This window comes from Luteimonas sp. MC1895 (genome assembly GCF_016457215.1).
Lineage (GTDB): Bacteria > Pseudomonadota > Gammaproteobacteria > Xanthomonadales > Xanthomonadaceae > Luteimonas.
The window spans coordinates 1,005,285-1,031,434 of sequence record NZ_JAEMDY010000001.1 but is presented as its reverse complement, the minus strand read 5'-3'; the positions used below and the strand labels follow the sequence as shown (position 1 = coordinate 1,031,434).

The window sequence follows — 26,150 nt, the reverse complement described above, 5'->3', positions numbered from 1 at the left end:
TCAACCCCCGGTGGCGTCGACGGCCGCCTTGCCGGCCGGCTCGCCGGCCTGTTCACCGGCCTGCTCACCGGCCTGTTCACCGGTGTCGCCCTCGGCGCCCGCGGCGGCCTCGACGATGCTCGCGCCCGGGCGCAGCTTGCCCGTGCCGTCGACCACGATGCGGTCGCCCGGCGCCAGGCCCGCGGTGATCTCGGCCAGGCCCGCCACCCGCGAGCCGATGGCCACCGTCACCTGCTCGACCGTGTCGTCGGGCCGCACGCGGTAGACGAAGGAGTCGCGGCCGACCTGGACCACGGAAATCTCGGGGACCATCAGCGCCTCGCGCTCGGCGCGCTCCAGCTCGATCTCCACCAGCATGCCCGGGCGCAGCAGGCGCTCGGGGTTGGCGAAGTCCGCGCGCACGCTGAACGCGCGGCTGCCCGGATCGACGCGCGAGCCGACGTTGCTGACCACGCCCTCGAAGCCGCGCCCGCGCCAGGCCGTGCTGGTGCCGGTGATGCGCTGGCCCACCGCGACGTTGGCCAGCTGCGCCTCCGGCACCGGGAAGTCGACGTAGACCGAGGACAGGTCGTCCAGGGTGGCGATGGCGGTGCCGGGCGTGATCAGCGCGCCGGGGCTGACCTGGCGCACGCCGAGCACGCCCCCGAACGGCGCGCGGATGGTGCGGTCGGCGAGGTTGGCCTGGATCTGGCGCACCTGGGCCAGGGCGCTGTCGCGCGTGGCGCGCTGGGTGTCGAGCGTGGCGCGGGCGATCAGCTGCTGCGCGGCGAGCTCCTGCTGGCGCTTCAGCATCCGGTCGGCCTCGTCGGCAGTGGCGCGCGCGGCGGCCAGCGCCGCCTGCTGCTGCTGGCCGCTGAGGGTGACCAGCGGCGCACCGGCCGCGACCACGTCGCCGCTGTCGAAATGCACCCGCTCCACGACCTCGCTGACCTTGGCCGTGACCTCGACCGACTCGCGCGCCTGCACCGTGCCCAGGGCGCGGATGCGGTCGTTGAACGGCCGCACCGCGACCGTCGTGGTGGTCACCACCGCCGCCGAGGGTCCACCCTCGCCGGGACCCTCGTCCCCGGCCGAGCAGGCCACGAGGGCCAGGGCGAGCAGGATGGCGCTGGCCACCTTGTAGGCGGGCCGGAGGGCAGGAACGGCGTGGGGCATCGTGGATTTCAACGGCTGGGCAAGTAAGCCGGTGATTCTATCGACCGCCTGTGTCGGCAACGTGTGCCATCAGGCCCGGTCGCGGGATGCGCCGTCCCGGTCAACCGGTGGCGCCCGCGTGCGTTACGGCGCACTCTGGCCCCGTCCCCTCCCCCGTTCCAGGACGAGCCCATGATCCACGAGAGCATCCTCGACACCATCGGTCGCACCCCGGTGGTGCGCCTGAACCGCATGGCCCCCGAAGGCGTCTCGCTGTACGCCAAGGTCGAGGCCTTCAATCCCGGCGGTTCGGTCAAGGACCGGCTGGCGCTCGCGGTCATCCTCGACGCCGAACAGCGCGGCCTGCTCAAGCCCGGCGACACCGTGGTCGAGGCGACCTCGGGCAATACCGGGGTGGCCCTGGCGATGGTCTGCGCGGCGCGCGGCTACCGCTTCGTGGCGACCATGGCCGACAGCTTCTCCATCGAGCGCCGCAAGCTGATGCGCGCCTATGGCGCCCGGGTGATCCTGACCCCGGCGGCCGAGCGCGGCAGCGGCATGGTGCGACGCGCGAAGGAGCTGGCCGACGAACACGGCTGGTTCCTGGCCAGCCAGTTCGCCAATCCGGCCAATCCCGCCTACCACCGCAGCACCACGGCCGCGGAGATCCTGCAGGACTTCGCCGGCCGCCGGCTGGACCATTTCGTCACCGGCTGGGGCACCGGCGGCACGCTGACCGGCGTGGGCGAGATGCTGAAGCTTGCGCGGCCCGGGGTGGAAGTGGTCGCCGCCGAGCCCGCGGTGGCCGCCCTGCTCCAGGGCGCCGAATTCACGCCGCACAAGATCCAGGGCTGGACGCCGGACTTCGTGCCCGAGGTGCTGAACCGCGAGGTCGCCGACCGCGTGCTGTCGGTGGCCGACGACGTGGCCATCGCCACCGCGCGCCGGCTGGCGGCCGAAGAGGGCATCTTCACCGGCATCTCCGCCGGCGCGACGCTGGCCGCGGCGCTGGAGGTGGCGAAGGACGCCGGCGACGGCGCCGTGATCCTGGCGATGCTCCCCGACACCGGCGAGCGCTACTTCTCCACCCCGCTGTTCGAAGGCGTGGCCGAAGGCAGCGACGACGACTGGCTGGCCGGGCTGCCCTGACCGCCGCAGCCCCTCTTCTCCTGTAGGAGCAGCTATAGCTGCGATCCCGGCCAGCCAAGACATCCGGCAATCGCAGCTATAGCTGCTCCTACAGCGCTAGCTGCTCCTACAGCGCTGCGGCGGCTCGCATCATGAAAAAGGGCGGCCATCGGGCCGCCCTTCTCGGTTCACCGCCGCTGCGATCAGCCGCGGGTCCACTGCCCCAGCGCGGCCAGGCCGTTGGCCCTGGCGCGGTCGTACACGGTGGACTGGGCCTTGGCGTAGTTGCCCACCAGGTCCTGCGACCACAGCTTCAGCGCCGCCGACTGCATGGCGCGGCCGTAGGAGAACGACAGCGGCCACGGGTTCGGGCCCATGCGGTTCATGGCATCCAGGTGCGCGGTGGCGTCGTCGTCGGACTGGCCGCCGGACAGGAACACGATGCCCGGCAGGATCGCCGGCACCGACGACTTCAGGCACATCAGGGTCGCCTCGGCCACCTCTTCGACCGGGGCCAGCTCGCCGCTGTCCTTGCCCGGCAGCACCATCGAGGCCTTGAGGATCGTGCCCTCGAGGGCGACGTTCTGGTTGTACAGCGCGTCGAACAGCGCGCGCAGCGACACCTCGGTGACCTCATAGCAGGTCTCGATGTCGTGGTTGCCGTCCATCAGGACTTCCGGCTCCACCATCGGCACCAGGCCCTGCTCCTGGCACAGCGCGGCATAGCGCGCCAGCGCGTGGGCATTGGCCTCGATGCAGGTGCCCGACGGGACGTCGTCGCCGATGTTGATCACCGCGCGCCACTTGGCGAAGCGGGCGCCCAGCTTGTAGTACTCCTCCAGGCGCGCGCGCAGGCCGTCGAGGCCTTCGGTCACCACTTCGCCCGGGAAGCCGGCCAGGGCATGGGTGCCCTTGTCGACCTTGATGCCCGGGATCATGCCGTTGTCGGACATGTACTGCGCGAAGGGCACGCCGTCCTTGGTCTTCTGGCGGATGGTCTCGTCGAACAGGATCGCGCCGCTGATGTACTCGTTGAGGTTCGGCGTCGACAGGAGCAGCTCGCGGTAGGCGCGGCGGTTCTCCTCGGTGTTCTCGATGCCGACCCCGGCGAAGCGCTTGGCAATCGTGCCCGTGGATTCGTCGATGGCGATGATGCCCTTGCCCGGGGCGACCATGGCGAGGGCGGTTTCGGCAAGCTGTTCGATGCTCATTATTCTGGGACTCCGGGCTGGCAGCGTGGCCGCCCAGTATAGCCGTTCGCCCCGCGCCGGGCCGCCGCTACAGGGTCCCGAGCCCCTGGGCGGCGCCGTCCTCGCCCACCTGGAGCAGGCGCAGGGTATTGGTCGCGCCGTGGGTCTCCATGGTCTCGCCGCTGGTGAACACCACGCGGTCGCCGGCCGACAGCAGCCCCCCCGCCACGAGCAGGCCCACCGCGTCGCGCGCGGCCTCGCGGGGACTCTGGCCGCGGCTGTCGTGGGCCACCGGGAACACGTCGCGCATCAGGCTCATCCGCCGGCGCGCGCCGGCATGGCGGGAGAACGCGTAGATCGGCGCGCTGGAGCGGAACCGCGACAGGAAGCGCGTGGTGCCCCCGGACTCGGTCATGGCCACGATCGCGGCCACGCCGATGTGCTCGCTGAGGAACATCGCCGCCATCGCGATCGCCTGGTCGGCGCGCTCCAGGCCGCGCTGGGCCTGCTCGAAATCGGTGTCGTGCTCGAACTGGCGCTCGGCGCCGACGCAGATCCGGCTCATCGCCTCCACCGCCGCCACCGGGTAGGCGCCGGCGGCCGTTTCGGCGGACAGCATCACCGCGTCGGTGCCGTCGATCACCGCATTGGCCACGTCCAGGACCTCGGCGCGCGTCGGCATCGGGCTCTCGACCATCGACTGCAGCATCTGGGTGGCGGTGATCACCACGCGGTTGCGCGCCAGGGTCTCGCGGATGATCTTCTTCTGCAGCCCCGGCAGCTCGGCGTCGCCGATCTCCACGCCCAGGTCTCCGCGCGCGACCATCACCACGTCGCTGGCGTCGATGATCTCGCCGAGGTTGGCGATCGCCTCGGTGCGCTCGATCTTCGACACCAGCGCGGCGTCGCTGCCGTGGGCGCGGGCCACCCGCCGCGCTTCCTGCATGTCCTCGGCGCTGCGGCAGAACGACACCGCGATGAAGTCGACGCCGATGTCGGCGGCCACCTTGACCAGTTCGCGGTCGTGGTCGGTGATCGCGCCGAGCGACAGCCCGCCGCCCTGCTTGTTGAGGCCCTTGCGGTCGGACAGCACGCCGTCGTTGAGCACGGTGGTGGCGATGGTCGCGCCCTCCACCGCCTGCACCCGCAGCTGCACCATGCCGTCGTCGAGCAGCAGCACGTCGCCGGGCGCCACGTCGGCGGGCAGTCCCAGGTAGCTCACGCCCACGCCGCGCGCGTCGCCCGGGGGCGCGTCGATGCGCGCGTGCAGGTCGAAGCGCTCGCCGGCACGCAGCTGCACGCGCCCGCCTTCGAACCGCTCGATGCGGATCTTGGGCCCCGGCAGGTCGGCGAGGATGCCGACCTCGACCCCGGCGCGCGCCGCGGCCTCGCGCACCTCGCGCGCGCGGCGGACATGGTCGTCCGGCACGCCGTGCGAGAGGTTGAGCCGCACCGCGTTGACCCCCGCGCGCACCAGCGCGTCGAGCACGCCGGATGCGTCCGTCGCCGGCCCGAGGGTGGCGAGGATGCGGGTACCGCGGCGGTATTCGGACATCGGGTGGCCTCGCACGGCAGCTGGGAAGACCCCAATGCTAGCCGAGCCCGGAGGACCGCGGCGCGCGCCGCGGCCCGCTTCGCGCGCTCAGCCGCCGCGCTGTTCCAGCGCCGCGACCGCGGGCAGCTCCTTGCCTTCGAGGAATTCGAGGAAGGCGCCGCCACCGGTGGAGATGTAGGACACGCCGTCGGCGATGCCGTACTTGTCGACCGCCGCCAGGGTGTCGCCACCCCCGGCGATCGAGAACGCCTTCGACGCCGCGATCGCGCGCGCCAGGGTTTCGGTGCCCTTGCCGAAGGCGTCGAACTCGAACACGCCCACCGGTCCGTTCCAGACCACGGTGCCGGCGCTGGCGATCATCGCGGCGTAGCGCTGCGCGGTCTCGGGGCCGATGTCGAGCACGAGATCATCCTGGCCGATGGCATCGACCGGCTTGACCGTCGCCTCGGCGTCGGCGGCGAAGGCGGTCGCGACCACCACGTCGGTGGGCACCGGGATGTCGGCGCCGCGGGCGCGGGCGTCGGCGATGATCTGCTTCGCGGTATCGACGAGGTCGGCCTCGTACAGCGACTTGCCCACGCCGTGTCCGGCGGCGGCGATGAAGGTGTTGGCGATGCCGCCGCCGACGATGAGCTGGTCGACCTTGCCGACCAGCGACGACAGCAGCTCCAGCTTGGTCGAAACCTTGGAGCCGGCCACGATCGCCAGCATCGGGCGCGCGGGCTCCTCGAGCGCCTTGCCCAGCGCGTCGAGCTCGGCCATCAGCAGGGGGCCACCCGCCGCCTGGGCCGCCTGCCGGATCACGCCATGGGTCGACGCCTGGGCACGGTGCGCGGTGCCGAAGGCATCCATGACGAAGACATCGCACAGCGCCGCATAGCGCTTGGACAGGGCGTCGTCGTCGGCCTTCTCGCCGACGTTCATGCGGCAGTTCTCCAGCAGCACCAGCTGGCCCGGGGCCACGTCGACGCCGTCGAGGTAGTCACGCACCAGCGGCACCTCGCGGCCGAGCAGCTCCGACAGCCGCGCCGCGACCGGCGCCAGCGAGTCGGCTTCGCTCCAGGCGCCCTCTTTCGGACGTCCCAGGTGCGACATGACCATCACCGCTGCGCCAGCGTCCAGCAGCGCGCGCAGGGTCGGCAGCGACGCCAGGATGCGCTGGTCGGAGGTCACGCGGCCATCGGCCACCGGCACGTTGAGGTCCTGTCGGACCAGCACGCGCTTGCCGGCGAGGTCGAGGTCGGTCATGCGGAGGATGGACATGGGAAGGGGCCGCCGGCTGTCAGGGGGCGCCATTGTCAGCGCGGGCGGCGCGCGTTTCAAACCTTGGCCTGATGTCCGCCGGTATTTCTTTCGGCTTCGGGAGGGAGGCGTGTCACTGCGAGGGGGGTATGGACCGCCGCCTCAGCCATCCATGGCTGAAGCGGCCACCGCGCACGTCCTTGTGCGCTGTCCATACCTCCCTCGCAGTGCCCCGCTTCGCCAGATTGGAAATTCCGACTTCGGTAAGCGCGATGCCCGACTGCCACGCGAGTGCATGACGAAGCGGCCGCAGCGCCGCATCGCTTTGGCGCGTGGCCTGCTGACGGGAAGTCAAGGAGGAGATGCCGGCCCGGGGGCCGGCATCGGGGGACATGAGCGGCAGCAGGCCATGCGTCAAAGCGCGGCGAACCAGAAGAAAGGCCCCGCATGGCGGGGCCTTCCAGAGGAGCGCCGGTGTGCGCCCTTATTCGCGATATCCGGAATCGTCCTTGTTGTGGATGATCCAGATGAGGTTGCCGCCGCTGTCCCAGCCCTTGCCGGCGAACACCAGTCGGCCCTGGCCCTTGTAGGCCATCTCGTAGCGGTGGCGGTCGGAGCCGAAGTAGAACGGGATGAACGCCTTGCCGGTGATGTAGACGCCCTGGTCGGTGGGCTCGCCGATGATGTCGGTGACCTGCTTCATCGGCATGCCGATCTGCAGCTGGGTGAACTTGCTGCCGGGAGCCGGCTTGCCGGTGATCTCGCCCTCCCAGTCGTTGAGGCCCTTCACCGTTTCCCCGTAACCCGCCTCGACCGCGGCGGAATCGGTCACTTCGCCTTCGGCGTTCATCCAGGCCGGCGCGTCCTTGGCCCCTGCCCCGCGGCGCGCGTCGGCGTTGCCGGCCACGAACAGGCTGGCGCCGACGATCACCGCCGCGGCGGCGACCACTCGCATGGTGCTGTGCATTGCTTGCTTCTCCCTGTGGTTTCGCCCCAGCGCCCGCGGCATCGCCACGGATTTCCCCTGCCGCGGGCCCTGGGGCTGCCGCCCCGCGACGAGCCCGGATTCTCCAACGCGGTGGACGGGCGGCGCAACCCGCCGCGCGGTCAGCCGCTGCGGCGGCGGAACAGCAGCCAGGAGACGGTGATCATCAGCAGCGGCGGCATCGCGTAGGCGAGGCGATAGTCGAAGCCGTAGACCGCGGCGAGCTTGGCGACCTGGTTCTGCAGCATCCAGAAGCCGAGCGCGAACACCACGCCGATGAAGAGCCGCCGGCCCAGGCCGCCGCTGCGCAGTGAACCGAATGCGAACGGGATCGCCGCCAGGCACAGCGCCAGCACGTTGACCGGGTAGAACCAGCGCGCCCAGTAGTGCTCCTCGTACTCGCTGGCGTCGAGCGCGTTGCGCTTGCGGTAGTCGATGCCCTGGGCCAGGTCGCTCGCCGACATGTAGCGCGGGCGGAACGCGCCCCCGGCGCTGGCGGCCAGCGCCTGCGCGTCGAGCCGGGACTCCCAGCGCTCCTCGTCCACCCGCACTTCGGTCACGGCGCGCTCCTCGAAGCTCACGCGGCGCACGTCGCGCAGCAACCAGCCGCTGCTGCGGTGCTCGGCCAGGCCGACCTGGGCGATCGACTCCAGGCGCCCGTCGGCATCGAACTCGAACATGCGCACGTCGTTGAGCTCCAGCCAGGCCTCGCCCGCCTCGCTGCGCTCGCGGCCGTCGCGGGCGTTGAGGAAGGTGTTGCCCTCTCGCGCCCACAGCCCCGAGTACTGGGCCACGATGACGTCGTTCGAACGCGCGGCGGCGCGCATCGCGTCGGCCGCGCGCTGCGCCCCGGGGCCCAGGGTCTCGCCGCTGAGCATCATCAGCGCGGTCAGCAGCGCCAGCGGCACCGCGACCGAGATGCTCAGCCGGCGCCGCGAGACGCCGAGCGCGCGCAGCGCGGTCAGCTCGGAGGTCGCGGCCAACTGCCCCAGCCCCATCAGCGAGCCGATCACCGCCGCGGTGGGGAACATGGTGTAGGCGCGGCGCGGGAGGGTGTAGGCGACATAGGTCAGGCCGCTGACGAAGCCGTAGTTGCCCTGGCCCATGTTCTTGACCTCGTCGGCCGCCGCCAGCACGGCGTCCAGGCCGACCAGCACGGTCCAGACCAGCAGGACGGTGGACACCACCACCCGCGCGACGTGCAGGTCGTGGATCCTCGGGAACGGCATCATCGTGCCTTCTCCGCGCCACGGCGCAGGCGCGGCGCGCCCACCTGGCCGTCGCGAAAGTACATCCAGGCGGAGAACGCCAGCAGGGGCAGCACCAGCCACCACAGGCCCAGCGGCAGCGGCAGCTTGCCGTCCTCCAGCCAGCGCGTGCCCAGCGACATGAAGTTCATCGCCACCACGTAGGCCAGGAAGCCCAGCGCGATGCGCCCGTAGCGCGCCTGGCGCGGCGGGCTGCGCGCCAGCGGCACCGCGAGGAGCGCGAAGGCCAGCGCCAGCAGCGGCGGCGCGATGCGCGCGTGCAGCTGGGCGCGGGCTTCGGCGCGCGGATCCGAAAGCAGGGCCAGGGTGGACGCGTACTCCGGATTGTCCCCCGCGGCGCGGGTCTCGGCGTCCGGCAGGCGGAGTTCATTGCGCTGGTAGCGCATCATCCGGTAGTCGAGGCCTTCGGCCAGCGGACCCTCGACGCGGAAGCCCTCGCCCAGGTCGAGGTAGCGCTCCGCGCCGTCCACGCTGAGGAATCCGGTGCGGGCGGTGGTCACGTCCATGCGCTCCTCGTCCTGGCGGTAGACGAACACCCGGCCCAGGGCCGAGCCCTCGCCCGACATCGCGCCAACGTAGACCACGCCGCTGCCGCCGGGCAGCTCGACGAAGCGCCCGGCCTCGAGGCCGGCGAGCAGCAGGTTGCGGTTGCCCTCGGCCACCATCCGCTGGGAGTAGTCGTTGGCCCAGGGGCCCAGCCACAGCGAGCAGGCGGCGATGAAGGCCACCACCGGCACCACCAGCATCATCAGCGGCCGCAGCAGCCGCGCGGGGCCCACCCCGGTGGCGACCAGCACCGGCATCTCGGAATCGCGGTACAGCCGGCCTATCGCCAGCAGCAGGCCGAGCATCAGGCCCAGCGGCAGGATCAGCGGCAGGTAGTTCAGCACCATCAGGCCGAGCTGCGAGAGCATCAGGCCCGCCGGGACCCGTCCGCGGGCGATATCGCCGAGAACGTCGGCGAACACGCCGCCAAGGCTCACGATCATCAGCACCACGAGGGCCGCGAAGGTGGACTGGGCGAATTCGCGGAACAGGTAGCGGTCGAGCTTCGGCATCCGGGGGCGGCCTTGCATTAGAATCGGGGGTTCGTCCATACACCGCCAGGGCCGCGCCGGGACACGGGCGCTGCGGCGCAACGCCGCATTCTGGACCGCGGATTGTAAGGAACACTTCACGCCAAACCCCAGTACAGGACCCCATGACCCTCGAATTCGCCCTGAACAACGCCGCCCCCGCCACCGCCGCCGTCGATTGCGTGGTGGTCGGTGCCTACGCCGACAAGACCCTGACGCCCGCCGCCCGCGCCCTCGACGAGGCCAGCGGTGGACGCCTGACGGCGCTTGCCGCGCGCGGCGACGTCGACGGTGCCACCGGCAAGGTCGCGATGCTGCACGACGTCGCCGGCGTCTCGGCGCCGCGCGTGCTGGTGGTCGGCCTGGGCGAGCCGGGCAAGTTCGCGGTTCCGCAGTACCTGAAGGCCATTGCCGACGCGGTGCGCGCGGTGAAGACCGGCCCGGTGCGCTCGGCCCTGCTGACCCTGTCCGAGGTCGAGGTCCCCGGCCGCGATGCCGCCTGGACGATCCGCCAGGCCGCCATCGCCGCCGGCCACGCCGCCTATCGCTACACCGCGACGCTGGGCGAGAAGAACCGCAAGCGCGGCGAGAAGGGCCTCGAGCGCCTCGAGATCGCCGGCAGCGACGCCGCCGCCCTGGCGCAGGGCCAGGCCATCGCCGCCGGCGTCGCCTTCACCCGCGAGCTGGGCCACCTGCCGCCGAACATCTGCAACCCGGCCTACCTCGCACAGCAGGCGCAGGAATTCGCCGCCAAGTTCGACAAGGCCTCCTGCGAGGTGCTCGAGCGCGAGGACATGGAGAAGCTCGGCATGGGCTCGCTGCTGGCGGTCGCCCGCGGCTCGGCCAACGCGCCGAAGCTCATCGTGCTGAAGTGGAACAACGGCGGTGATGCGAAGCCCTATGTGCTGGTCGGCAAGGGCATCACCTTCGACACCGGCGGCGTGAATCTCAAGACCCAGGGCGGCATCGAGGAGATGAAGTACGACATGCTCGGCGCCGGCTCGGTGCTGGGCACCTTCGTCGCCGCCGCGGGCATGGACCTGCCGGTGAACCTGGTGGTCGTGGTGCCGGCGGTCGAGAACGCCATCGACGGCAATTCGTACCGCCCCTCCGACATCCTCACCAGCATGTCCGGCAAGACCATCGAAGTCGGCAACACCGACGCCGAGGGCCGCCTGATCCTGTGCGACGCGCTGACCTATGCGCAGCGCTTCGAGCCGCAGGCGCTGGTCGACGTGGCCACGCTCACCGGCGCCTGCATGGTGGCGCTGGGCAGCTTCGCCACCGGCCTCATGACCAAGCACGACGACCTCGGCCAGGAACTGCTGGCGGCGGGCGAAGACGTGTTCGACCGCGCCTGGCGCCTGCCGCTGTGGGACGAGTACCAGACCATGCTCGATTCCAGCTTCGCCGACGTCTACAACATCGGCGGCCGCTGGGCCGGCGCGGTGACCGCGGGCTGCTTCCTGGCGCGCTTCACCGAAGGCCAGCGCTGGGCGCACCTCGACATCGCCGGCAGCGCCAGCCACAGCGGCAAGAACGGGCTGGCCACCGGCCGTCCGGTCGGCCTGCTGTCGCAGTGGCTGATGGACCAGGTCGCCCAGTAAGCCCCCGGGCCGGCGCGGGCTTCCGTTCGCGGGAGCCGGCCGGCCCTGCCGTCGACCGGGAACCCGCATGCGCGCCGATTTCTACCTGATTGCCAAGCCCCGCTTCCGCGACGAGCCGCTGCTGCTGGTCTGCGAACTGGCCAAGAAGGCCTGCGCGGCCAACCAGCCGATGCTGGTGCTGGCCCGCGACATGGAGCAGGCCGAGCGCCTCGACGACCTGATGTGGTCGTTCGAGCCCGACGCCTTCATCCCCCACGAGATCGCCGGCACCGGCTTCGATGACGACGAGGGCGGCGACGAGGCCGAGACCGACGTGCTCATCGTGCCGCCGGAGATCGACGCGCCGCTGCGCCCGCTGGTGCTGAACCTGCGCGACGCCGCGGTCGAAGGCGAGGTCGCGCGCGTGCTGGAAGTGGTGCCGGCGGATCCGTCCGCGCGCGATCCGCTGCGCGCCCGCTGGACCCAGTACAAGGCGCGCGGCTTCGCGCTCAACAAGTACGACATGTAACGCCGGGGCCCGCCCCCGCCCTGCCCGCTTTCCGAGTCCTCCGATGACCCTCGCCACCGGCTACGACCCCAGGTCCTTCGAATCCCGCCTCTATGCGCAATGGGAGTCCAGCGGCGCGTTCGCGCCCGCCGGCGACGGTCCCGCGTATTCGATCCTGCTGCCGCCGCCCAACGTCACCGGCACCCTGCACATGGGCCACGCGTTCCAGCACACGCTGCAGGACGCGCTGGTGCGCTACCACCGCATGCGCGGCTTCCGCACCCTGTGGCAGGTGGGCAGCGACCACGCGGGCATCGCCACCGAGATGGTGGTCGCGCGCAACCTCGAGCGCGAGGGCCGCGGCGAAACCCGCGATTCGCTGGGCCGCGAAGGCTTCATCGACAAGGTCTGGGAGTGGAAGGGGCAGTCGGGCGACACCATCGAGCGCCAGATGCGGCGCATGGGTGCCTCGGGCGACTGGTCGCGCAGCGTCTTCACCATGGATCCCGGCGCCTCGACCGCGGTGGTCGAGGCCTTCGTGCGCATGCACGCCGAGGGACTCATCTACCGCGGCCAGCGCCTGGTCAACTGGGACCCGGTGCTGCAGACCGCGATCTCCGACCTGGAGGTCGTCAGCGAGGAAGAAGACGGCCATCTGTGGTCGATCCGCTATCCGCTGGCCGACGGTGCCCGCTACGAACACGTCGAGCACGACGCCGACGGCAACGAGACGCTGCGCGAGACCCGCGACTACCTGGTCGTGGCCACCACGCGCCCGGAAACCATGCTCGGCGACACCGCGGTGATGGTGCATCCGGAGGACCCGCGCTACGCCGCGCTGCACGGCGCCTTCGTCGAACTGCCGCTGACCGGCCGCCGCATCCCGGTGATCAGCGACGAGTACGTCGAGCGCGACTTCGGCACCGGCGTGGTCAAGGTGACGCCCGCGCACGACTTCAACGACTATGCGGTCGGGCAGCGCCACGGCCTGCCGATGATCAACGTGCTGACCTCCGACGCGAGGATCGTCTCCGGTGACGAGGCGATCCCGACGCACTACCGCGGGCTGGACCGCTACGCGGCGCGCACGGCGGTACTCGACGACCTCGAGGCCGCCGGCCTGCTGGTGGAAGCGAAGCCGCACACGCTGCAGGTGCCGCGCGGCGACCGCACCGGCCAGGTCATCGAGCCGTGGCTGACCGACCAGTGGTTCGTGCGCATGGATGGACTCGGCGCGCGCGGGCTGGAACTCGCCGGCGGCGCCGACGCGACCGACGGCCAGGTGCGCTTCGTCCCCGGCAACTGGATCAACACCTACCGCCACTGGCTGGGCAACATCCAGGACTGGTGCATCAGCCGCCAGCTCTGGTGGGGCCACCGCATTCCCGCGTGGTACGGCAGCGGCGGCGAGATCTTCGTCGGCCACGACGAAGCCGAGGCGCGCGCCAAGGCGGACGCGGCCGGATACACCGGCCCGCTGTCGCAGGACGACGACGTGCTGGAAACCTGGTTCTCGTCCGCGCTGTGGCCCTTCAGCACCATGGGCTGGCCCGATGCGGAGGCCATGGCAGAGCGCGGCTACGACGACTTCGTGCCTTCGGACGTGCTGGTCACCGGCTTCGACATCATCTTCTTCTGGGTCGCCCGGATGATCATGATGACCGACCACCTGACCGGACAGCTGCCCTTCCGCGACGTCTACGTGACCGGCCTGGTGCGCGACAAGGACGGCCAGAAAATGTCGAAGTCGAAGGGCAACATCCTCGACCCGCTGGACATCATCGACGGCATCCCGCTCGACGACCTCGTCGCCAAGCGCACCGCCGGGCTGATGCAGCCGAAGATGGCCGACAAGATCGCGAAGGCCACCCGCAAGGAATTCCCGGACGGCATTCCCGCCTTCGGCGCCGACGCCCTGCGCTTCACCATGGCCGCGCTCGCCGGCCCCGGACGCGACATCAAGTTCGACCTGGCGCGTGCCGAGGGCTACAAGAACTTCTGCAACAAGCTGTGGAACGCCACGCGCTTCGTGCTGATGAACACCGAGGGCGCCGGGGCGATGGACGCCGCGCCGGCGGCGGTCACCGCGCCCGAGCAGTGGATCCTCGCCCGCCTGGCCGCGGTCACCGCCGAGGCCGAAGCGCACTTCGCCGGCTACCGCTTCGACCTGCTGTCGCAGGCGCTGTACGAGTTCGCGTGGAACGCGTTCTGCGACTGGTTCGTCGAGCTCGCCAAGCCCGCGCTCAACGGCAGCGACGCGCAGGCCGCCGCCAGCACCCGGCACACCCTGCTGTTCGTGCTCGAGCGCCTGCTCTGCCTGCTGCATCCGCTGGTGCCGTTCGTCACCGAAGAGCTGTGGCAGCAGGTCGCGCCGCGGCTCGGCATCGAGGGCGAGAGCATCATGGCGCGCGCCTATCCCCGCGCGGCGGACTTCGCCGGCCAGGACTTCTCGTCCGCGGCGGGCGACGTGGAATGGCTCAAGGCCATGGTGTCCGCCGTGCGCCGCATCCGCAGCGAACTCGGCGTGTCGCCGGCCAGGCCGATCCGCCTGCTGGTGGCGGGCGGTGGCGCGGCCGACGCCGAGCGGATCGCGCGCTTCGGCGCGCAGCTGGGCTTCCTGACCAGGGTCGAAGGCATCGAGGCCATCACCGGCGACCCGCCGCCGGCCGCCGCGGCCCTGGTCGGCGAGCTGAAGCTCTTCGTGCCGCTGGAAGGCCTGGTCGACCTCGACGCCGAGCGCACGCGCCTGGACAAGGAGCTCAAGCGCGTGGCCGGCGAACTGGCGAAGGCCAAGGGCAAGCTCGCCAGCGAGACCTTCGTCGCCAACGCACCCGCCGCCGTGGTCGAACAGGAGCGCACGCGCCTGGCCGACTGGACCGCGCAGCACGAGGCCCTCGCCGCGCAGCGGGCGCGGCTATAGAGCTTCTTCACCCCTGCAAAAAGAAGACTCAGTCGCTGAAGAGTTCCCGTGCCATCACGATCGCGTCCTCGCGGCCGTTGTTGGCGGCGGGGTAATAGCGCGGGCGGCGGCCGATCTCGTTGAAGCCTTCGTCCTCGTACAGCGCGATGGCCGCGGGGTTCGACGGCCGGACCTCGAGGAAGACGCGGCTGGCACCACGGCCGCGCGCGGCGTCGACCAGCGCACGCAGCAGGATGCGGCCATGGCCGCGGCCCTGCCGGGCCGGATCGACGCAGACGTTGAGCACATGCGCCTCGTCCGCGGCCACGCTCAGCACGCCGTGGCCGATGAAGGCGCCGCCTTCCAGCAGCACCCAGGCCGGATAGCCGGCGAACAGGCAGTCGCGGAAGATCCCGATCGACCACGGAAAGGGATAGGCGCGGCGCTCGACCACCATCACCGCATCGAGGTCCTCGATGCGCATCGGCCGCATGACCGGACGCACCGCGTCGGCCAGCGCGGCGCTCACGCCGGCGCGGCTCCGCGGCGCAGCGCGCGCAGCCGGGGCCACAGGGCGCGCTTGGCGGCGGCGTCGCCGCGCAGCGTCGCCAGCGGCGGCAGGCCGCGCAGCAGTTCGGCGGCGTCGCCGGATTCCGGCCCGCGCCCTGCCGCCCGCAACAGCGCGTGCGCCAGCGGATCGTCGGGCACGATGTCGGCCGCGCGCGGCGCGCGCGCCAGGACCTGGTGGCCCATCGCCGCCAGCACCTCGCGCTGCCACGGATCCCAGGCCAGCCCGGCCATCAGGCGCCGGCTCCGCGACGACCGCGCAGGCGCCACAGCCACAGCGCCGGACCCGACAGCGCATAGACGCCCAGCACCGCGAGCAGCGTCTTGGGCGGATCGATCCACAGCGCGATCAGCGCCGCCACCACCAGCAGCAGCGCGAAGAACGGCACCCGGTCGGAGCCCGGCCCGCTGCCGCTGCCCTTGAAGCTGGTGTAGCGGAACTGGCTGACCATCAGCAGCCCGCAGACCACGGTGATCGCCAGTGCCGCGTAGCGCAGCGCCTCGCCGCTGAGGTCGAGGCTGTGGAAGGTCCACACCGAGCTGGCCATGATGCCCGCGGCCGCGGGGCTGGCCAGGCCGATGAACCAGCGCTTGTCGATCTTGCCCACCTGGCTGTTGAAACGCGCCAGCCGCAGCGCAGCACAGGCGGCATACAGGAAGGCCGCCAGCCAGCCGATCTTGCCCAGGGTGGCGCCGTCGAGCTTCATCGACACCAGCGACCAGTGGTACATCACCAGCGCCGGCGCCATGCCGAAGCTCACCAGGTCGGACAGCGAGTCGTACTGCACGCCGAACTCGCTCTGGGTATTGGTCAGGCGGGCCACCCGGCCGTCGAGGCCATCGAGGATGGCGGCGACGAAGATCGCGATGCAGGCGGCCTCGATGCGGCCCTGCGAGGCGGCGATGATCGCGAAGAATCCCGCGAACAGCCCGCCCGTGGTGAACAGGTTGGGCAGCAGGTAGATGCCGCGGCCGCGCCGTGGCTTGGGGGGCAACTCGTCCATGGGGCAAGTGTAACCGCCGCCGCGGCGGGCCCGCGGGCGCAGGCACGGTCACGGAACCGGCCCGCGGCGCTTGCGCGGACCCGCCCCCGGTGCTGCAATCAGCGGCCACGCCCGCACGGCAGGAGTCCACCATGTACCGCTTCGTCCTTGGCGCCGTCCTGGCGTTCGCCGCCGCGCCGGCCATCGCCCAGCAGACCGCCGGCGAGGTCTACAAGTGGACCGACGCCAACGGCGTCACCCACTACTCGCAGACGCCGCCCGCCAGCGGCAAGTACGAGCACCGCCTGATCACCTCGTCGGGGGCGACGTCGCCGGCCGTGGCCGAAGCCGCGGCCGCGGCGCCGGTCAATCCGCAGTGCACCGCGGCCCGCGCCAACCTCACCGCCCTGCAGGCCGAAGGCGACGTGATGCACGACACCGACGGCGACGGCAAGCCCGACAAGGTGCTCGACGCGGCGCAGCGGACCAGCCAGCTCGAGCTGGCCCAGGCCGCGGCCAAGGCCTACTGCACGCCCTGACCGCCGGGAGCCGGCGCGCCATGCAGACCCGCTGGGCCGTGGTCGCCGGACTGGTTGCCGGCATCGCCGTGGCTTGGTGGTTCGCGCGCGAGGCGCCGGCGGCGGCCGAGGCCAGGCGCCAGCGCGCCGAACAGGCGGCCAGCGCGAACGCCGAGGACGCCCGCCCCGTGCTGTACCGCTGGACCGACGCCGCCGGCGTGCTCCAGGTCACGCAGGAGCCACCGCCGCGCGGGCGGCGCTACGAAACCGTCGACATCCAGCCGCGCGACGGCATCGAGGTCGACGGCGGCCGCCAGTAGGTGGCGGGCGCCGGGCAGCGCGCGTGCTGCATGGCACAATCACCGGCCGAACCACCAGACCGATGATGCCGCCGATGCGCCTGTCGCAGTTCCACCTCCACACCGAAAAGGAAACCCCGGCCGAAGCCGAGCTCGTCAGCCACAAGCTGATGCTCAAGGCGGGGATGATCCGCAAGCTTGCCGCCGGCATCTACACCTGGTCGCCGCTTGGCCTGCGCGTGCTGCGCAAGGTCGAGGCGGTGGTGCGCGAGGAAATGGACGCCGCCGGCGCGATCGAAGTGCTGATGCCGTCGATCCAGCCGCGGGAGCTGTGGGACGAGACCGGACGCTGGGAGAAGTTCGGCGGCCAGCTGCTGAAGATCCGCGACCGCAAGGACGCCGAGTACGCCTACGGCCCGACGCACGAAGAGGTCATCACCGACTTCGCGCGCCAGGAGCTGGCCAGTTACAAACAGCTGCCGGTGACCTTCTACCAGGTCCAGACCAAGTTCCGCGATGAGATCCGGCCGCGCTTCGGCGTGATGCGCGCGCGCGAGTTCCTGATGAAGGACGCCTACTCCTTCGACATCGACGCCGAGGGCATGGCGGCGTCCTACGCCAGGATGCACGCGGCCTACACCCGCATCTTCAGTCGGCTGGGCCTGCGCTTCCGCGCGGTGCTCGCCGATACCGGTGCGATCGGCGGTGACGCCTCGCAGGAGTTCCACGTCCTGGCCGACTCCGGCGAGGACGCCATCGCCTGGTCGGACACCGGCAACGGGGATGACCCGACCGGCTATGCCGCCAACGTCGAGACCGCCCGCGCGGCCGCACCAGGCCCGCGCCCGGCGCCGGCCGAGGCCATCCGCGCGATCGACACGCCCACGCAGAAGACCTGCGAGGCGGTGGCCGCATTGATGGGAATCCCGCTGGCGCGCACCGCGAAGTCGGTGGCGGTGATCGGCCAGGACGCGGAAGGCAGGCCGCAGTTCGTGCTGGTGCTGGTCCGCGGCGACCACGAGGTCAACGAGATCAAGCTGGCCAAGGTCGCGGGGCTGGCCGACTACCGCATGGCCACCGAAAGCGAGATCCTCGAGCACCTCGGCAGCGAACCCGGCTTCCTGGGCCCGGTGGCGCCGGCAAAGCCGGTGCGCGTGGTCGCCGACCTGGAGGTCACCGCGATGGCCGACTTCGTGGTCGGCGCCAACCGCCCCGGCGAACATATCGCCGGCGTCAACTGGGGCCGCGACCTGCCCGAGCCCGACGCCGTCGCCGACCTGCGCAACGTGGTCGAGGGCGACCGCGCCGAGGACGGCGGCACCCTGCGCCTGATGCGCGGCATCGAGGTTGGCCACATCTTCCAGCTTGGCGGCAAGTACGCCGAGGCGATGGGCTGCAAGGTGCTCGACGGCGCCGGCAAGGCCGCGGTGCCGATGATGGGCTGCTACGGCATCGGCGTGTCGCGCATCGTCGCGGCTGCCATCGAGCAGAACCACGACGCGGCCGGCATCGTCTGGCCGCAGGCGATGGCGCCGTGGACGGCGGCGGTCTGCATCATCAATCCGAAGAACGATCCGGCCGTGGCGGAAGCGGCGGCGGCCCTGCACGACGAACTCGCCGCGCGCGGCATCGACGTGGTGCTCGACGACCGCGGCCTGCGCCCGGGCCCGATGTTCGCCGACATGGAGCTGGTCGGCATCCCGCATCGCGTGGTGGTCTCCGGTCGTGGTCTCGAGGCCGGCACGTTCGAATATCGCGCGCGCACCGCGGGCGAGGCCGAACACCTGGATCGCGAAGCCCTGCTGCAGCGCCTGCCCGGCTGATCGCGGAATACCGGGGCGATTATCAGGCGGCGACGCGGGATATTTTGCCGCCCGCCGCGTGGACGATTAACATCGGCGCGTCGCCGATAATCGGCGCCACCTTCTGAAATCCACCGGAGATGCAATGTCCATCGACCTCAATACGCTTTCGGCCAGGGAACTCGAAACCCTGATCACGCAGGCGAAGAAGCGCAAGACCGTGCTCAAGAAGCGCAAGCCGATCACCACCGTGCGCGCGCGCCTGAAGGCGGCGGCGGCGGCCGAGGGCTACACCATCGCCGAACTGTTCGGCGGCGGTGCGTCGTCCGCCGGCACCGAGCCACGCGCGACCAAGGCCCCGCGCGCGCCGCGCAAGACCACCGGCATCAAGGTGGCGCCGAAGTACCGCAACCCGGCGAACGCCGAGCAGACCTGGACCGGCCGCGGCAAGCAGCCGCGCTGGATGGCCGAGGAAGTGTCCAAGGGCAAGAAGCCCGAGGATTTCCTGATCGCGTGATTGACGACCCCCGCTCCGGCGGGGGTTTTGTTTTTGCGGATGAGGACTCCGGCGGGGTCCACGCAGCCTGTCCCACGCACAGGCTCACGTCAACGAAGACGCAACGGCCGGCCCCGCGCTCGGGCTTTTCCTGCCACAGGATCGCGAAAGAGGTCGGACCCGTCGCGGATGCAGGGGGGATGGCCAGAGCCGGCCATGGATGGCCCGCGGCCGGAACTGGGAGCAGGACAGCGAAGATTCCGGCTGGTCATCCCCCCTGCATCCGCGGCGGGCACCGCACAGCAGCGCCCCCCCGGATCAGAGGTTCCGGCGCGCCGGCAGCAGCAGGTTGCCGAAGATCAGGCCGGCGACGATCGACAGCAGGATGTTGATCACCGCCATCGCCGCGCTCTGGCCCGCGGCCACGTCCTGCTGCTGCACCGACGTGATCAGGGTGCGCACGCTGGCGCTGCCGGGCACCATCAGGATGATGCCGGGCACCCGCACCACCGCGCCCGGGCGCCAGGCCCAGCGCGCATAGCCGTTGCCGGCGGCCGTCACCACCAGCGCCGCCAGGAAGATGCCGAACTCCGCGCCCCAGGCAAGTCCGGCCTTGCGCGACACCAGATAGCCCGTGGCCGCGGCCAGCGCCACGAGCAGCCAGTCGCGACCCTTCGCCCGGAACAGCACCGCGAAGGCGATCGACGCCACCGCCAGCCCGCACCATTCCACCCAGTCCGGCTGCGGCCGCCAGGCCCGCACCTGCGGCACGACGCCCAGCATTTCCATGCCGACCATGGCGACCATCGTGCCCACGGTGAGCATGATCATCGTCGCCACCGCGCCGGCGAAGCGCGCCGTGCCCGACATCAGGTGCTGGCTGGTCAGTTCGTTCACCGCGTTGGTGAGCGCAAGGCCGGGCATGAGCACGATCAGCGCCGAGATGATCACGGTGTTGAGGTTCAGCGGCGCCACCCAGGCCGCCACCATGATGGTGATCGCGGCCGCCACCATCGCGCTGACCGCGTCGTTGGCCTCGCGCAGCCGCGGCCGCGTGCGCGCCGCGACCTGCAGCAGACCGATGACCAGGCCGACCACCGCCGCCGTGCCGATGTCCAGCCACGGCAGCCGCAGCAGGCCGGCGATGCCCACGGCGGCGAGGCCGAAGCCCAGCACCTGCATCAGGTTTTGCCGCCGCGTCAGCGGCCGGTCCAGCGCGCGCAGCGCGGCGTGTCCTTCGGCCAGGCCGATGCGACCGGCCAGCACGTCCTCGGCGATGCGGTCGACGTCGCACAGCCGGCCGAGGTCGTTCTCGCCGGGCGGCAGGCGCAGCACGCGCGTGGCGTCGCCGTCGCCCGGCGGACGCATCGGATCGCTGAAGGACAGCACCATGCCGGTGGGGTTGGTCCACGGCTCGCACTCGAGGCCCAGGCGCTGCGCCACCAGCTCCAGCGCGCCTTCCAGGCGGGGCGTGGTGGTGCCGTAGGCGTGCAGGTGTTCGGCCAGCTCGACCATGAAGGCGATGCGGGCGGCGTAGGCTTCCTGGGGAAACGGGCGCGACATGCACAAAGGATGGCACGCGCGATCGACCCTGTGTTCGGTATCCTCCGCGCATGCCCGCCACGACCGCCAGCACTCCGACGCTCGCACTCGACGACGGCACGCTGCGCCTTGCAGGCAGCTGGACGCTGGAGCAGGCCGGGGCGGTGACGTCGGTGCTGGCCGACGCGCCCGGGGGCGCGAACGCGGTCGACGCGACCGCCGTCGAGCGCCTGGACTCCATGGGCGTGCTGCAGCTGCTGCGCTACGCGCACCGGCAGGGACTGGGCGACGACGCGATCCGCTATCGCGAGGACCACATGGCGCTGGTGGCCGCGATCGAGGACGTGGCCGACGACCGCCCGAAGAAGCGCCGCGAATACGGCGTCGCCGCGGCGCTGGCGCGGCTGGGTGAGACCATGCACCTCAACGGCCGCGAGATCGTGGCCCTGGTGAGCTTCCTCGGCGAAAGCCTGGTCAAGCTCGCCCGCATCGCGCGCGAGCCGCGCCGCCTGCGCGTCACCTCCACCGTCCACCACATGGAGCAGGTGGGCCTGGACGCGATGCCGCTGGTGGCCCTGCTGTCGTTCATGGTCGGGGCGGTGATCGCCTACCTCGGCTCGAGCATCCTCGCCGACTTCGGCGCGACCATCTTCGTCGTCGAACTGGTGGGGATCGCCTTCCTGCGCGAATTCGGCGTGCTGCTGACCGCGATCCTGCTCGCTGGCCGCACCGCCAGTGCGTTCACCGCGCAGATCGGGATCATGGTCACCCGCGAGGAGGTCGACGCGGTGCGCACGCTGGGCATGGATCCGATGGAGCTGCTGGTGCTGCCGCGGCTGCTGGCGCTGCTGCTCATGCTGCCGCTGCTGACCTTCATCGCGATGATCGCGGGCCTGCTCGGCGGCATGGCGGTGGCCGCCTTCGAGCTCGACATTCCGCCCCAGGCGTTCGCGACCCGGCTGCAGGACACCATGGAGCTGCGCCACTTCTTCGTGGGCATGTCCAAGGCGCCGGTGTTCGCGCTGGTCATCGGCCTGATCGGCTGCCTGGAAGGGCTGCAGGTCCAGGGCACTGCGCAGTCGCTGGGCGAGCGCACCACGTCCAGCGTGGTGCAGACGATCTCGATGGTGATCCTGCTCGACGCCTTCGCCGCGATCTGGTTCATGCAGGTGGGCTGGTGAGCGCCGACGCCGCGCGACCGGTGGTCCGCGTGAGCGGGCTGGGCAACCGCTTCGGTGCCCAGGTGGTGCACGAGGGCCTCGACCTGGAGGTGCGCGAGGGCGAGATCCTCGGCGTGGTCGGCGGCTCGGGCAGCGGCAAGTCGGTGCTCATGCGCTCGATCATCGGGCTGCGCACGCCGGACGAGGGCGAGATCGAAGTACTGGGCGTGGACGGACGCGCCGGCGACGACGCCAGCCGGCTGCATATCGAACGCAATACCGGCGTGCTGTTCCAGGACGGCGCGCTGTTCTCGTCGCTGACCGTGGGCGAGAACGTCGAGGTGCCGCTGAAGGAGCACCACCCGAACCTGCCCGACGGCCTGCGCCGCGAGCTCGCCCTGCTCAAGGTCAAGCTGGCCGGCCTGCCCGCGGACGCGATCAACAAGCTGCCCTCGCAGCTGTCCGGCGGCATGCGCAAGCGCGCCGGCCTTGCGCGCGCGCTGGCCATGGACCCGCCGCTGCTGTTCCTCGACGAGCCTACCGCCGGGCTCGATCCGATCGGCGCGGCCGCCTTCGACAGCCTTATCCTCACCCTGCGCCAGGCGCTCGGGCTGACCGTCTTCATCATCACCCACGACCTGGACACGCTGTACGCTATCTGCGACCGGGTGGCGGTCATTGCCGACCGCCGGATCGTGGCGACGGGGCCGCTGGACGAGATCGAACGCCTCGAGCATCCGTGGGTGCAGGAATACTTCAACGGCCCGCGCGGTCGCGCGGCACGAGAGGCGGGCGAACGCGCCGCCGTGGAACCCTGATCGCATGGAAACCAAGGCCAATTACGTCCTCATCGGCGCCTTCACCCTGGTGGTGGCGGTGGCCATGCTGCTGTTCGGGCTGTGGATGGCGAAATACTCCAGCGACCGCAGCTGGCAGACCTACCACGTGGTGTTCGACGAGCCGGTCACCGGACTGACCGAGGGCGGCACCGTGCAGTACAACGGCATCGCGGTGGGTACCGTGGATGCGCTGACCCTGGCGCCGCAGGACCCGCGCCGCGTGGTGGCGCGCATCCGCGTCGGCGCCGAGGTTCCGGTGAAGGTCGACACCCGCGCCAAACTGTCGATGGCCGGGCTCACCGGTTCGCCCTTCATCCAGCTCACCGGTGGCAGCCCGGACGCGCCGCGCCTGGCGGCGCGCGACGGCGACGACATCCCGGTGATCCTGACCGAGGCCTCGGCGCTGCAGAACATCGCCGACACCGCCAACCGCCTGGTGGCGCGCCTGGACGAAGTGCTGAGCGACGAGAATGTGGCGCGCATCGCCGCCACGCTCGAGAACATCGAGGGCATGACCGGCGCCGTGGCCGGGCAGCGCGAGGACCTGGCCGCGCTGATCGTCAACGCGCGCGTGGCCAGCGAGAAGCTGGTCGAGACCGTGGAGACCTCCAACCGCGCGATGACCGGCATCGACCGCGAGCTGGTGCAGAAGCTGCCCGGCATGGTGGAGCGCCTGGAGTCGACGCTGGCGCGGATCGACACCGCCGCCGGCAGCGCCGACGCGATCCTCGGCGAGAACCGCAACGCCATCAACAGCTTCGCCAACGACGGCCTGGCCCAGCTCGGCCCGACGCTGGCCGAGCTGCGCTCGCTGGTGCGCGACCTGCGCCGGATCAGCGACCGCTTCGATTCCAATCCCGCGCGCTACCTGCTCGGCCGCGACGCGCCGAAGGAGTTCGAACCCGAATGAAGCCGACCATCGCCATCGCCCGGCTCGCCGTCCTTGCCGCGCCGCTGCTGCTGGGCGCCTGTTCCCTGCTCGGCGGCGGCGAGCGTGAGGCGGGCACGATTTATGCACCCGCGCCGCAGATCCAGGCCGACGCCGCGTGGCCGCGCGTGGACTGGCAGCTCGCGGTCAATACACCCACCGCGGCCCGCACCGTCGACACCTTCCGCATCGCGGTGCGCCCGGTGCCAGGAGAACTGCAGGTTTACGCCGGCGCCAGCTGGGCGCGGGCGCCCTCGGACATGGTCGAGGACGTGATCCTGCGGACGCTGGAAGATTCCGGCCGGGTGCCCGGCGTGGCCCGGCGCGGCAGCGGCATCGCGCCCGACTATCGCCTGCTGCTCGACCTGCGCCGCTTCGAAGCCGACTACGCCGGCACCGGCAGCCCCGTCGCGACCATCGAGCTGCACGCGAAGCTGCTGCACACGCGCGAACAGGGCATTGCCGCCTCGCAGACCTTCACCATCACCGAGCCGGCGGCCGCCACGGACGTGGGCAGCGTGGCCGAGGCCTATACGCGCGCGCTGGGGGTGCTGGGCCGCGACGTCGCCGCCTGGACCCTGGACGCCGGCGAGCAGCACGCCCGCCAACGCCCGCCCCTGTAGGAGCGGCCACGGCCGCGATCCGGCCGCGCCGCCTGCGCGCGGTCGCGGCCATCCCCGCTCCCGCGGGCCTGGCGGCGGCGGTTTCGACGCGCGCCGGGTTTGCCGCCCGCGGCCGCAGCCGCGACAATCCCGTACTTCGCCGAATGGGCCGCCCGCATGAACCCGCAAGCTGACCCCAGCGTCACCGTCGACATCCCCGAGCCCGAGCGCGACGTCATGGAATACGACGTCGTCACCGTGGGCGCGGGCCCGGCGGGCCTCGCCTTCGCGATCCGCCTCAAGCAGGTCAACCCCGACATTTCGGTCTGCGTGATCGAGAAGTCGAGCACGATCGGCGCGCACATCCTGTCCGGCGCGGTGATCGAGCCGGGCCCGCTCGATACCCTGCTTCCGGGCTGGCGCGACAACCCGCCACCGGTCTGCGTGCCCGCGACCGAGGACGAACTCTGGTACCTGACGAAGGACGGCGGTCGCAGGTTCCCGGTCGTGCCGCCAGGCATGCGCAACCACGGCAACCTGATCGTCAGCCTCGGCGCGATGTGCGCCTGGCTCGCGCCGCAGGCGGAAGCGCTGGGCGTGGAGATCTACCCTGGCTTCGCCGCCGCGCAGACCCTGCACGCCGACGACGGCACGGTCATCGGCGTGCGCATCGGCGACATGGGCGTCGCGCGCGACGGCTCGGAGAAGCCCGGCTATACCGCCGGCATCGACATCCACGCCAAGGTGACCGTGCTGGCCGAAGGCGCGCGCGGCCACCTCACCAAGCGCCTGGTCAAGCGCTTCGCGCTGGATGCCGACAGCGATCCGCAGGCGTATTCGATCGGCACCAAGGAGCTGTGGCAGCTGCCGGCCGGGCGCGGCATTCCCGGGAAGATCGTGCACTCGCTGGGCTGGCCCGCGGACAGCGGTACCTACGGCGGCAGCTTCCTCTACCACCTGGAGAACGACCAGGTCGCATTGGGCTATGTCAGCGGGCTCGACTACAAGGATCCCGAGTACCGGCCGTGGGAGGCCTTCCAGCAGTGGAAGAACCACCCCACGGTCAAGCCGCTGCTCGAGGGCGGCAATATCCTGTCCGCCGGCGCGCGGGCCATCGTCACCGGCGGCTGGCAGTCGCTGCCGAAGGTGGAGATGCCGGGCGCGCTGTTGATCGGCGATACCGCGGGCCTGCTCAACGTGCCGAAGATCAAGGGCACCCACCAGGCGATCCGCAGCGGCATGCTCGCCGCCGAGCACCTGGCCGCCAGCGCGCTTGCGCCCGCGGGCTTCGACGCGAAGCTGCGCGACTCCGACGCCGTGCGCGAGCTGCGCGCGGTGCGCAACGTCAAGCCCGGCTTCAAGAAGGGCCTGTGGTTCGGCCTGGCCAACGCCGCGCTGGAAACCGCGCTGGGCGGGCGCACGCCCTGGACGATGAAGGTCACGCCCGACTGGTCGTCGCTGCGCAAGCTGGACGAAGCCGCCTCACCCGATCGCGGTTGGGGCCCTCGCGAGCTCGCCCCGCGCGACCGCCTGGCCGGCGTCTACTTCGCCGCGACCGAGCACGACGAGGACCAGCCGGTGCACCTGCTGGTGCACGACACCACGGTCTGCGTCACCCGCTGCGCCGAGGAATACGGCAACCCCTGCACCCGCTTCTGCCCCGCCGGCGTCTACGAGATCGTCGACGATCCGGATGGCCCGGCCGGCACCGGCAAGCGGCTGCAGATCAACGCCGCGAACTGCGTGCACTGCAAGACCTGCGACATCAAGGATCCCTACGAGATCATCACCTGGGTCACGCCGGAAGGCGGTTCGGGGCCGAACTACCAGAACCTCTGAGTCG

General features: G+C 71.3%; 23 protein-coding genes and 1 pseudogene. 13 read left to right on the top strand and 11 right to left on the bottom strand.

Translation table 11 applies throughout. The annotated features are described in order from the left end of the window. Positions 1 to 1,155, bottom strand: a complete 1,155-nt coding sequence (locus tag JG616_RS04530) for an efflux RND transporter periplasmic adaptor subunit (protein WP_199391792.1) — start codon at positions 1,153 to 1,155, stop codon at positions 1 to 3. A gap of 171 nt (positions 1,156 to 1,326) precedes the next feature. Between JG616_RS04530 and cysK the strand changes: the two genes are divergently transcribed. Continuing rightward, entirely contained in the window at positions 1,327 to 2,283 is a 957-nt protein-coding gene (gene cysK / locus JG616_RS04525; protein WP_199391791.1) for a cysteine synthase A, read from the top strand. A 182-nt stretch (positions 2,284 to 2,465) separates the two neighbouring features. Here cysK and JG616_RS04520 read toward each other — a convergent pair whose 3' ends face one another. From JG616_RS04520 to lptF, 6 genes are all read right to left on the bottom strand, one after another. Further along, entirely contained in the window at positions 2,466 to 3,473 is a 1,008-nt protein-coding gene (locus JG616_RS04520) for a class I fructose-bisphosphate aldolase (protein WP_199391790.1), read from the bottom strand. Between the two features lie 67 nt (positions 3,474 to 3,540). Further along, positions 3,541 to 5,007, bottom strand: coding sequence for a pyruvate kinase (gene pyk / locus JG616_RS04515; protein WP_199391789.1), 1,467 nt, complete (start codon positions 5,005 to 5,007; stop codon positions 3,541 to 3,543). A gap of 87 nt (positions 5,008 to 5,094) precedes the next feature. After that, complete coding sequence (locus JG616_RS04510; protein WP_199391788.1) at positions 5,095 to 6,270, bottom strand: phosphoglycerate kinase; 1,176 nt, start codon at positions 6,268 to 6,270, stop codon at positions 5,095 to 5,097. Between the two features lie 463 nt (positions 6,271 to 6,733). Beyond that, positions 6,734 to 7,204: a hypothetical protein gene (locus tag JG616_RS04505; protein WP_235972968.1), complete on the bottom strand. Its 471-nt coding sequence runs from the start codon at positions 7,202 to 7,204 to the stop codon at positions 6,734 to 6,736. A gap of 152 nt (positions 7,205 to 7,356) precedes the next feature. After that, positions 7,357 to 8,466, bottom strand: coding sequence for an LPS export ABC transporter permease LptG (lptG, locus tag JG616_RS04500; protein WP_199360248.1), 1,110 nt, complete (start codon positions 8,464 to 8,466; stop codon positions 7,357 to 7,359). Next, on the bottom strand, positions 8,463 to 9,560 hold the full coding sequence (lptF, locus tag JG616_RS04495; RefSeq protein WP_199391787.1) for an LPS export ABC transporter permease LptF: 1,098 nt from the start codon (positions 9,558 to 9,560) through the stop codon (positions 8,463 to 8,465). Before lptF ends, lptG begins: the two co-directional genes overlap by 4 nt. A gap of 143 nt (positions 9,561 to 9,703) precedes the next feature. Here lptF and JG616_RS04490 point away from each other — a divergent pair, with 143 nt between their 5' ends. The 3 genes from JG616_RS04490 to JG616_RS04480 all read left to right on the top strand — a co-directional run bounded on the left by JG616_RS04490 (position 9,704) and on the right by JG616_RS04480 (position 14,592). Next, the gene (locus JG616_RS04490; RefSeq protein ID WP_199391786.1) at positions 9,704 to 11,185 is read left to right on the top strand and encodes a leucyl aminopeptidase; all 1,482 of its coding nucleotides are present in this window, start codon (positions 9,704 to 9,706) and stop codon (positions 11,183 to 11,185) included. Positions 11,186 to 11,252: 67 nt separating this feature from the next. Further along, positions 11,253 to 11,693: a DNA polymerase III subunit chi gene (locus tag JG616_RS04485; RefSeq protein WP_199391785.1), complete on the top strand. Its 441-nt coding sequence runs from the start codon at positions 11,253 to 11,255 to the stop codon at positions 11,691 to 11,693. A 43-nt stretch (positions 11,694 to 11,736) separates the two neighbouring features. Next, entirely contained in the window at positions 11,737 to 14,592 is a 2,856-nt protein-coding gene (locus JG616_RS04480; protein WP_199391784.1) for a valine--tRNA ligase, read from the top strand. 28 nt (positions 14,593 to 14,620) lie between these two features. On the opposite strand, the gene rimI is transcribed toward JG616_RS04480, so the two are convergent. From rimI to pssA, 3 genes and pseudogenes are all read right to left on the bottom strand, one after another. Beyond that, on the bottom strand, positions 14,621 to 15,064 hold the full coding sequence (gene rimI, locus JG616_RS04475; RefSeq protein WP_199391966.1) for a ribosomal protein S18-alanine N-acetyltransferase: 444 nt from the start codon (positions 15,062 to 15,064) through the stop codon (positions 14,621 to 14,623). Between the two features lie 32 nt (positions 15,065 to 15,096). Beyond that, positions 15,097 to 15,255 (bottom strand): annotated as a pseudogene (locus JG616_RS13610) (alanine acetyltransferase); the annotation flags it as partial. Positions 15,256 to 15,371: 116 nt separating this feature from the next. After that, entirely contained in the window at positions 15,372 to 16,142 is a 771-nt protein-coding gene (pssA, locus tag JG616_RS04465) for a CDP-diacylglycerol--serine O-phosphatidyltransferase (protein WP_199360243.1), read from the bottom strand. A 131-nt stretch (positions 16,143 to 16,273) separates the two neighbouring features. Between pssA and JG616_RS04460 the strand changes: the two genes are divergently transcribed. The 4 genes from JG616_RS04460 (at position 16,274) to JG616_RS04445 (ending at position 19,257) form a co-directional block, all read left to right on the top strand. Then, positions 16,274 to 16,660, top strand: a complete 387-nt coding sequence (locus tag JG616_RS04460) for a DUF4124 domain-containing protein (RefSeq protein WP_199391783.1) — start codon at positions 16,274 to 16,276, stop codon at positions 16,658 to 16,660. A gap of 20 nt (positions 16,661 to 16,680) precedes the next feature. Further along, positions 16,681 to 16,959 carry a DUF4124 domain-containing protein gene (locus JG616_RS04455; RefSeq protein ID WP_199391782.1) on the top strand — a complete coding sequence of 93 codons (279 nt, stop codon included), beginning with the start codon at positions 16,681 to 16,683 and terminating at the stop codon, positions 16,957 to 16,959. Between the two features lie 74 nt (positions 16,960 to 17,033). Then, complete coding sequence (locus JG616_RS04450) at positions 17,034 to 18,761, top strand: proline--tRNA ligase (RefSeq protein WP_199391781.1); 1,728 nt, start codon at positions 17,034 to 17,036, stop codon at positions 18,759 to 18,761. Positions 18,762 to 18,885: 124 nt separating this feature from the next. After that, positions 18,886 to 19,257, top strand: a complete 372-nt coding sequence (locus JG616_RS04445; RefSeq protein WP_199360239.1) for an H-NS histone family protein — start codon at positions 18,886 to 18,888, stop codon at positions 19,255 to 19,257. A 297-nt stretch (positions 19,258 to 19,554) separates the two neighbouring features. On the opposite strand, the gene JG616_RS04440 is transcribed toward JG616_RS04445, so the two are convergent. Next, entirely contained in the window at positions 19,555 to 20,799 is a 1,245-nt protein-coding gene (locus JG616_RS04440) for a threonine/serine exporter family protein (RefSeq protein ID WP_199360238.1), read from the bottom strand. Between the two features lie 50 nt (positions 20,800 to 20,849). On the opposite strand from JG616_RS04440, the gene JG616_RS04435 reads away from it, so the two are divergent. From JG616_RS04435 to JG616_RS04415, 5 genes are all read left to right on the top strand, one after another. Continuing rightward, complete coding sequence (locus tag JG616_RS04435; protein ID WP_199360237.1) at positions 20,850 to 21,959, top strand: ABC transporter permease; 1,110 nt, start codon at positions 20,850 to 20,852, stop codon at positions 21,957 to 21,959. After that, on the top strand, positions 21,956 to 22,756 hold the full coding sequence (locus JG616_RS04430; RefSeq protein ID WP_343224973.1) for an ATP-binding cassette domain-containing protein: 801 nt from the start codon (positions 21,956 to 21,958) through the stop codon (positions 22,754 to 22,756). The genes JG616_RS04435 and JG616_RS04430 overlap by 4 nt, the downstream gene beginning before the upstream one ends. A gap of 4 nt (positions 22,757 to 22,760) precedes the next feature. Beyond that, positions 22,761 to 23,687, top strand: coding sequence for an MlaD family protein (locus JG616_RS04425; protein ID WP_199360236.1), 927 nt, complete (start codon positions 22,761 to 22,763; stop codon positions 23,685 to 23,687). After that, positions 23,684 to 24,328: an ABC-type transport auxiliary lipoprotein family protein gene (locus JG616_RS04420; protein ID WP_199360235.1), complete on the top strand. Its 645-nt coding sequence runs from the start codon at positions 23,684 to 23,686 to the stop codon at positions 24,326 to 24,328. Before JG616_RS04425 ends, JG616_RS04420 begins: the two co-directional genes overlap by 4 nt. A 156-nt stretch (positions 24,329 to 24,484) precedes the next feature. Continuing rightward, positions 24,485 to 26,146 (top strand): electron transfer flavoprotein-ubiquinone oxidoreductase, encoded by a 1,662-nt coding sequence (locus tag JG616_RS04415; RefSeq protein ID WP_199391780.1) that lies wholly within the window; start codon positions 24,485 to 24,487, stop codon positions 26,144 to 26,146. Positions 26,147 to 26,150: the final 4 nt, after the last annotated feature.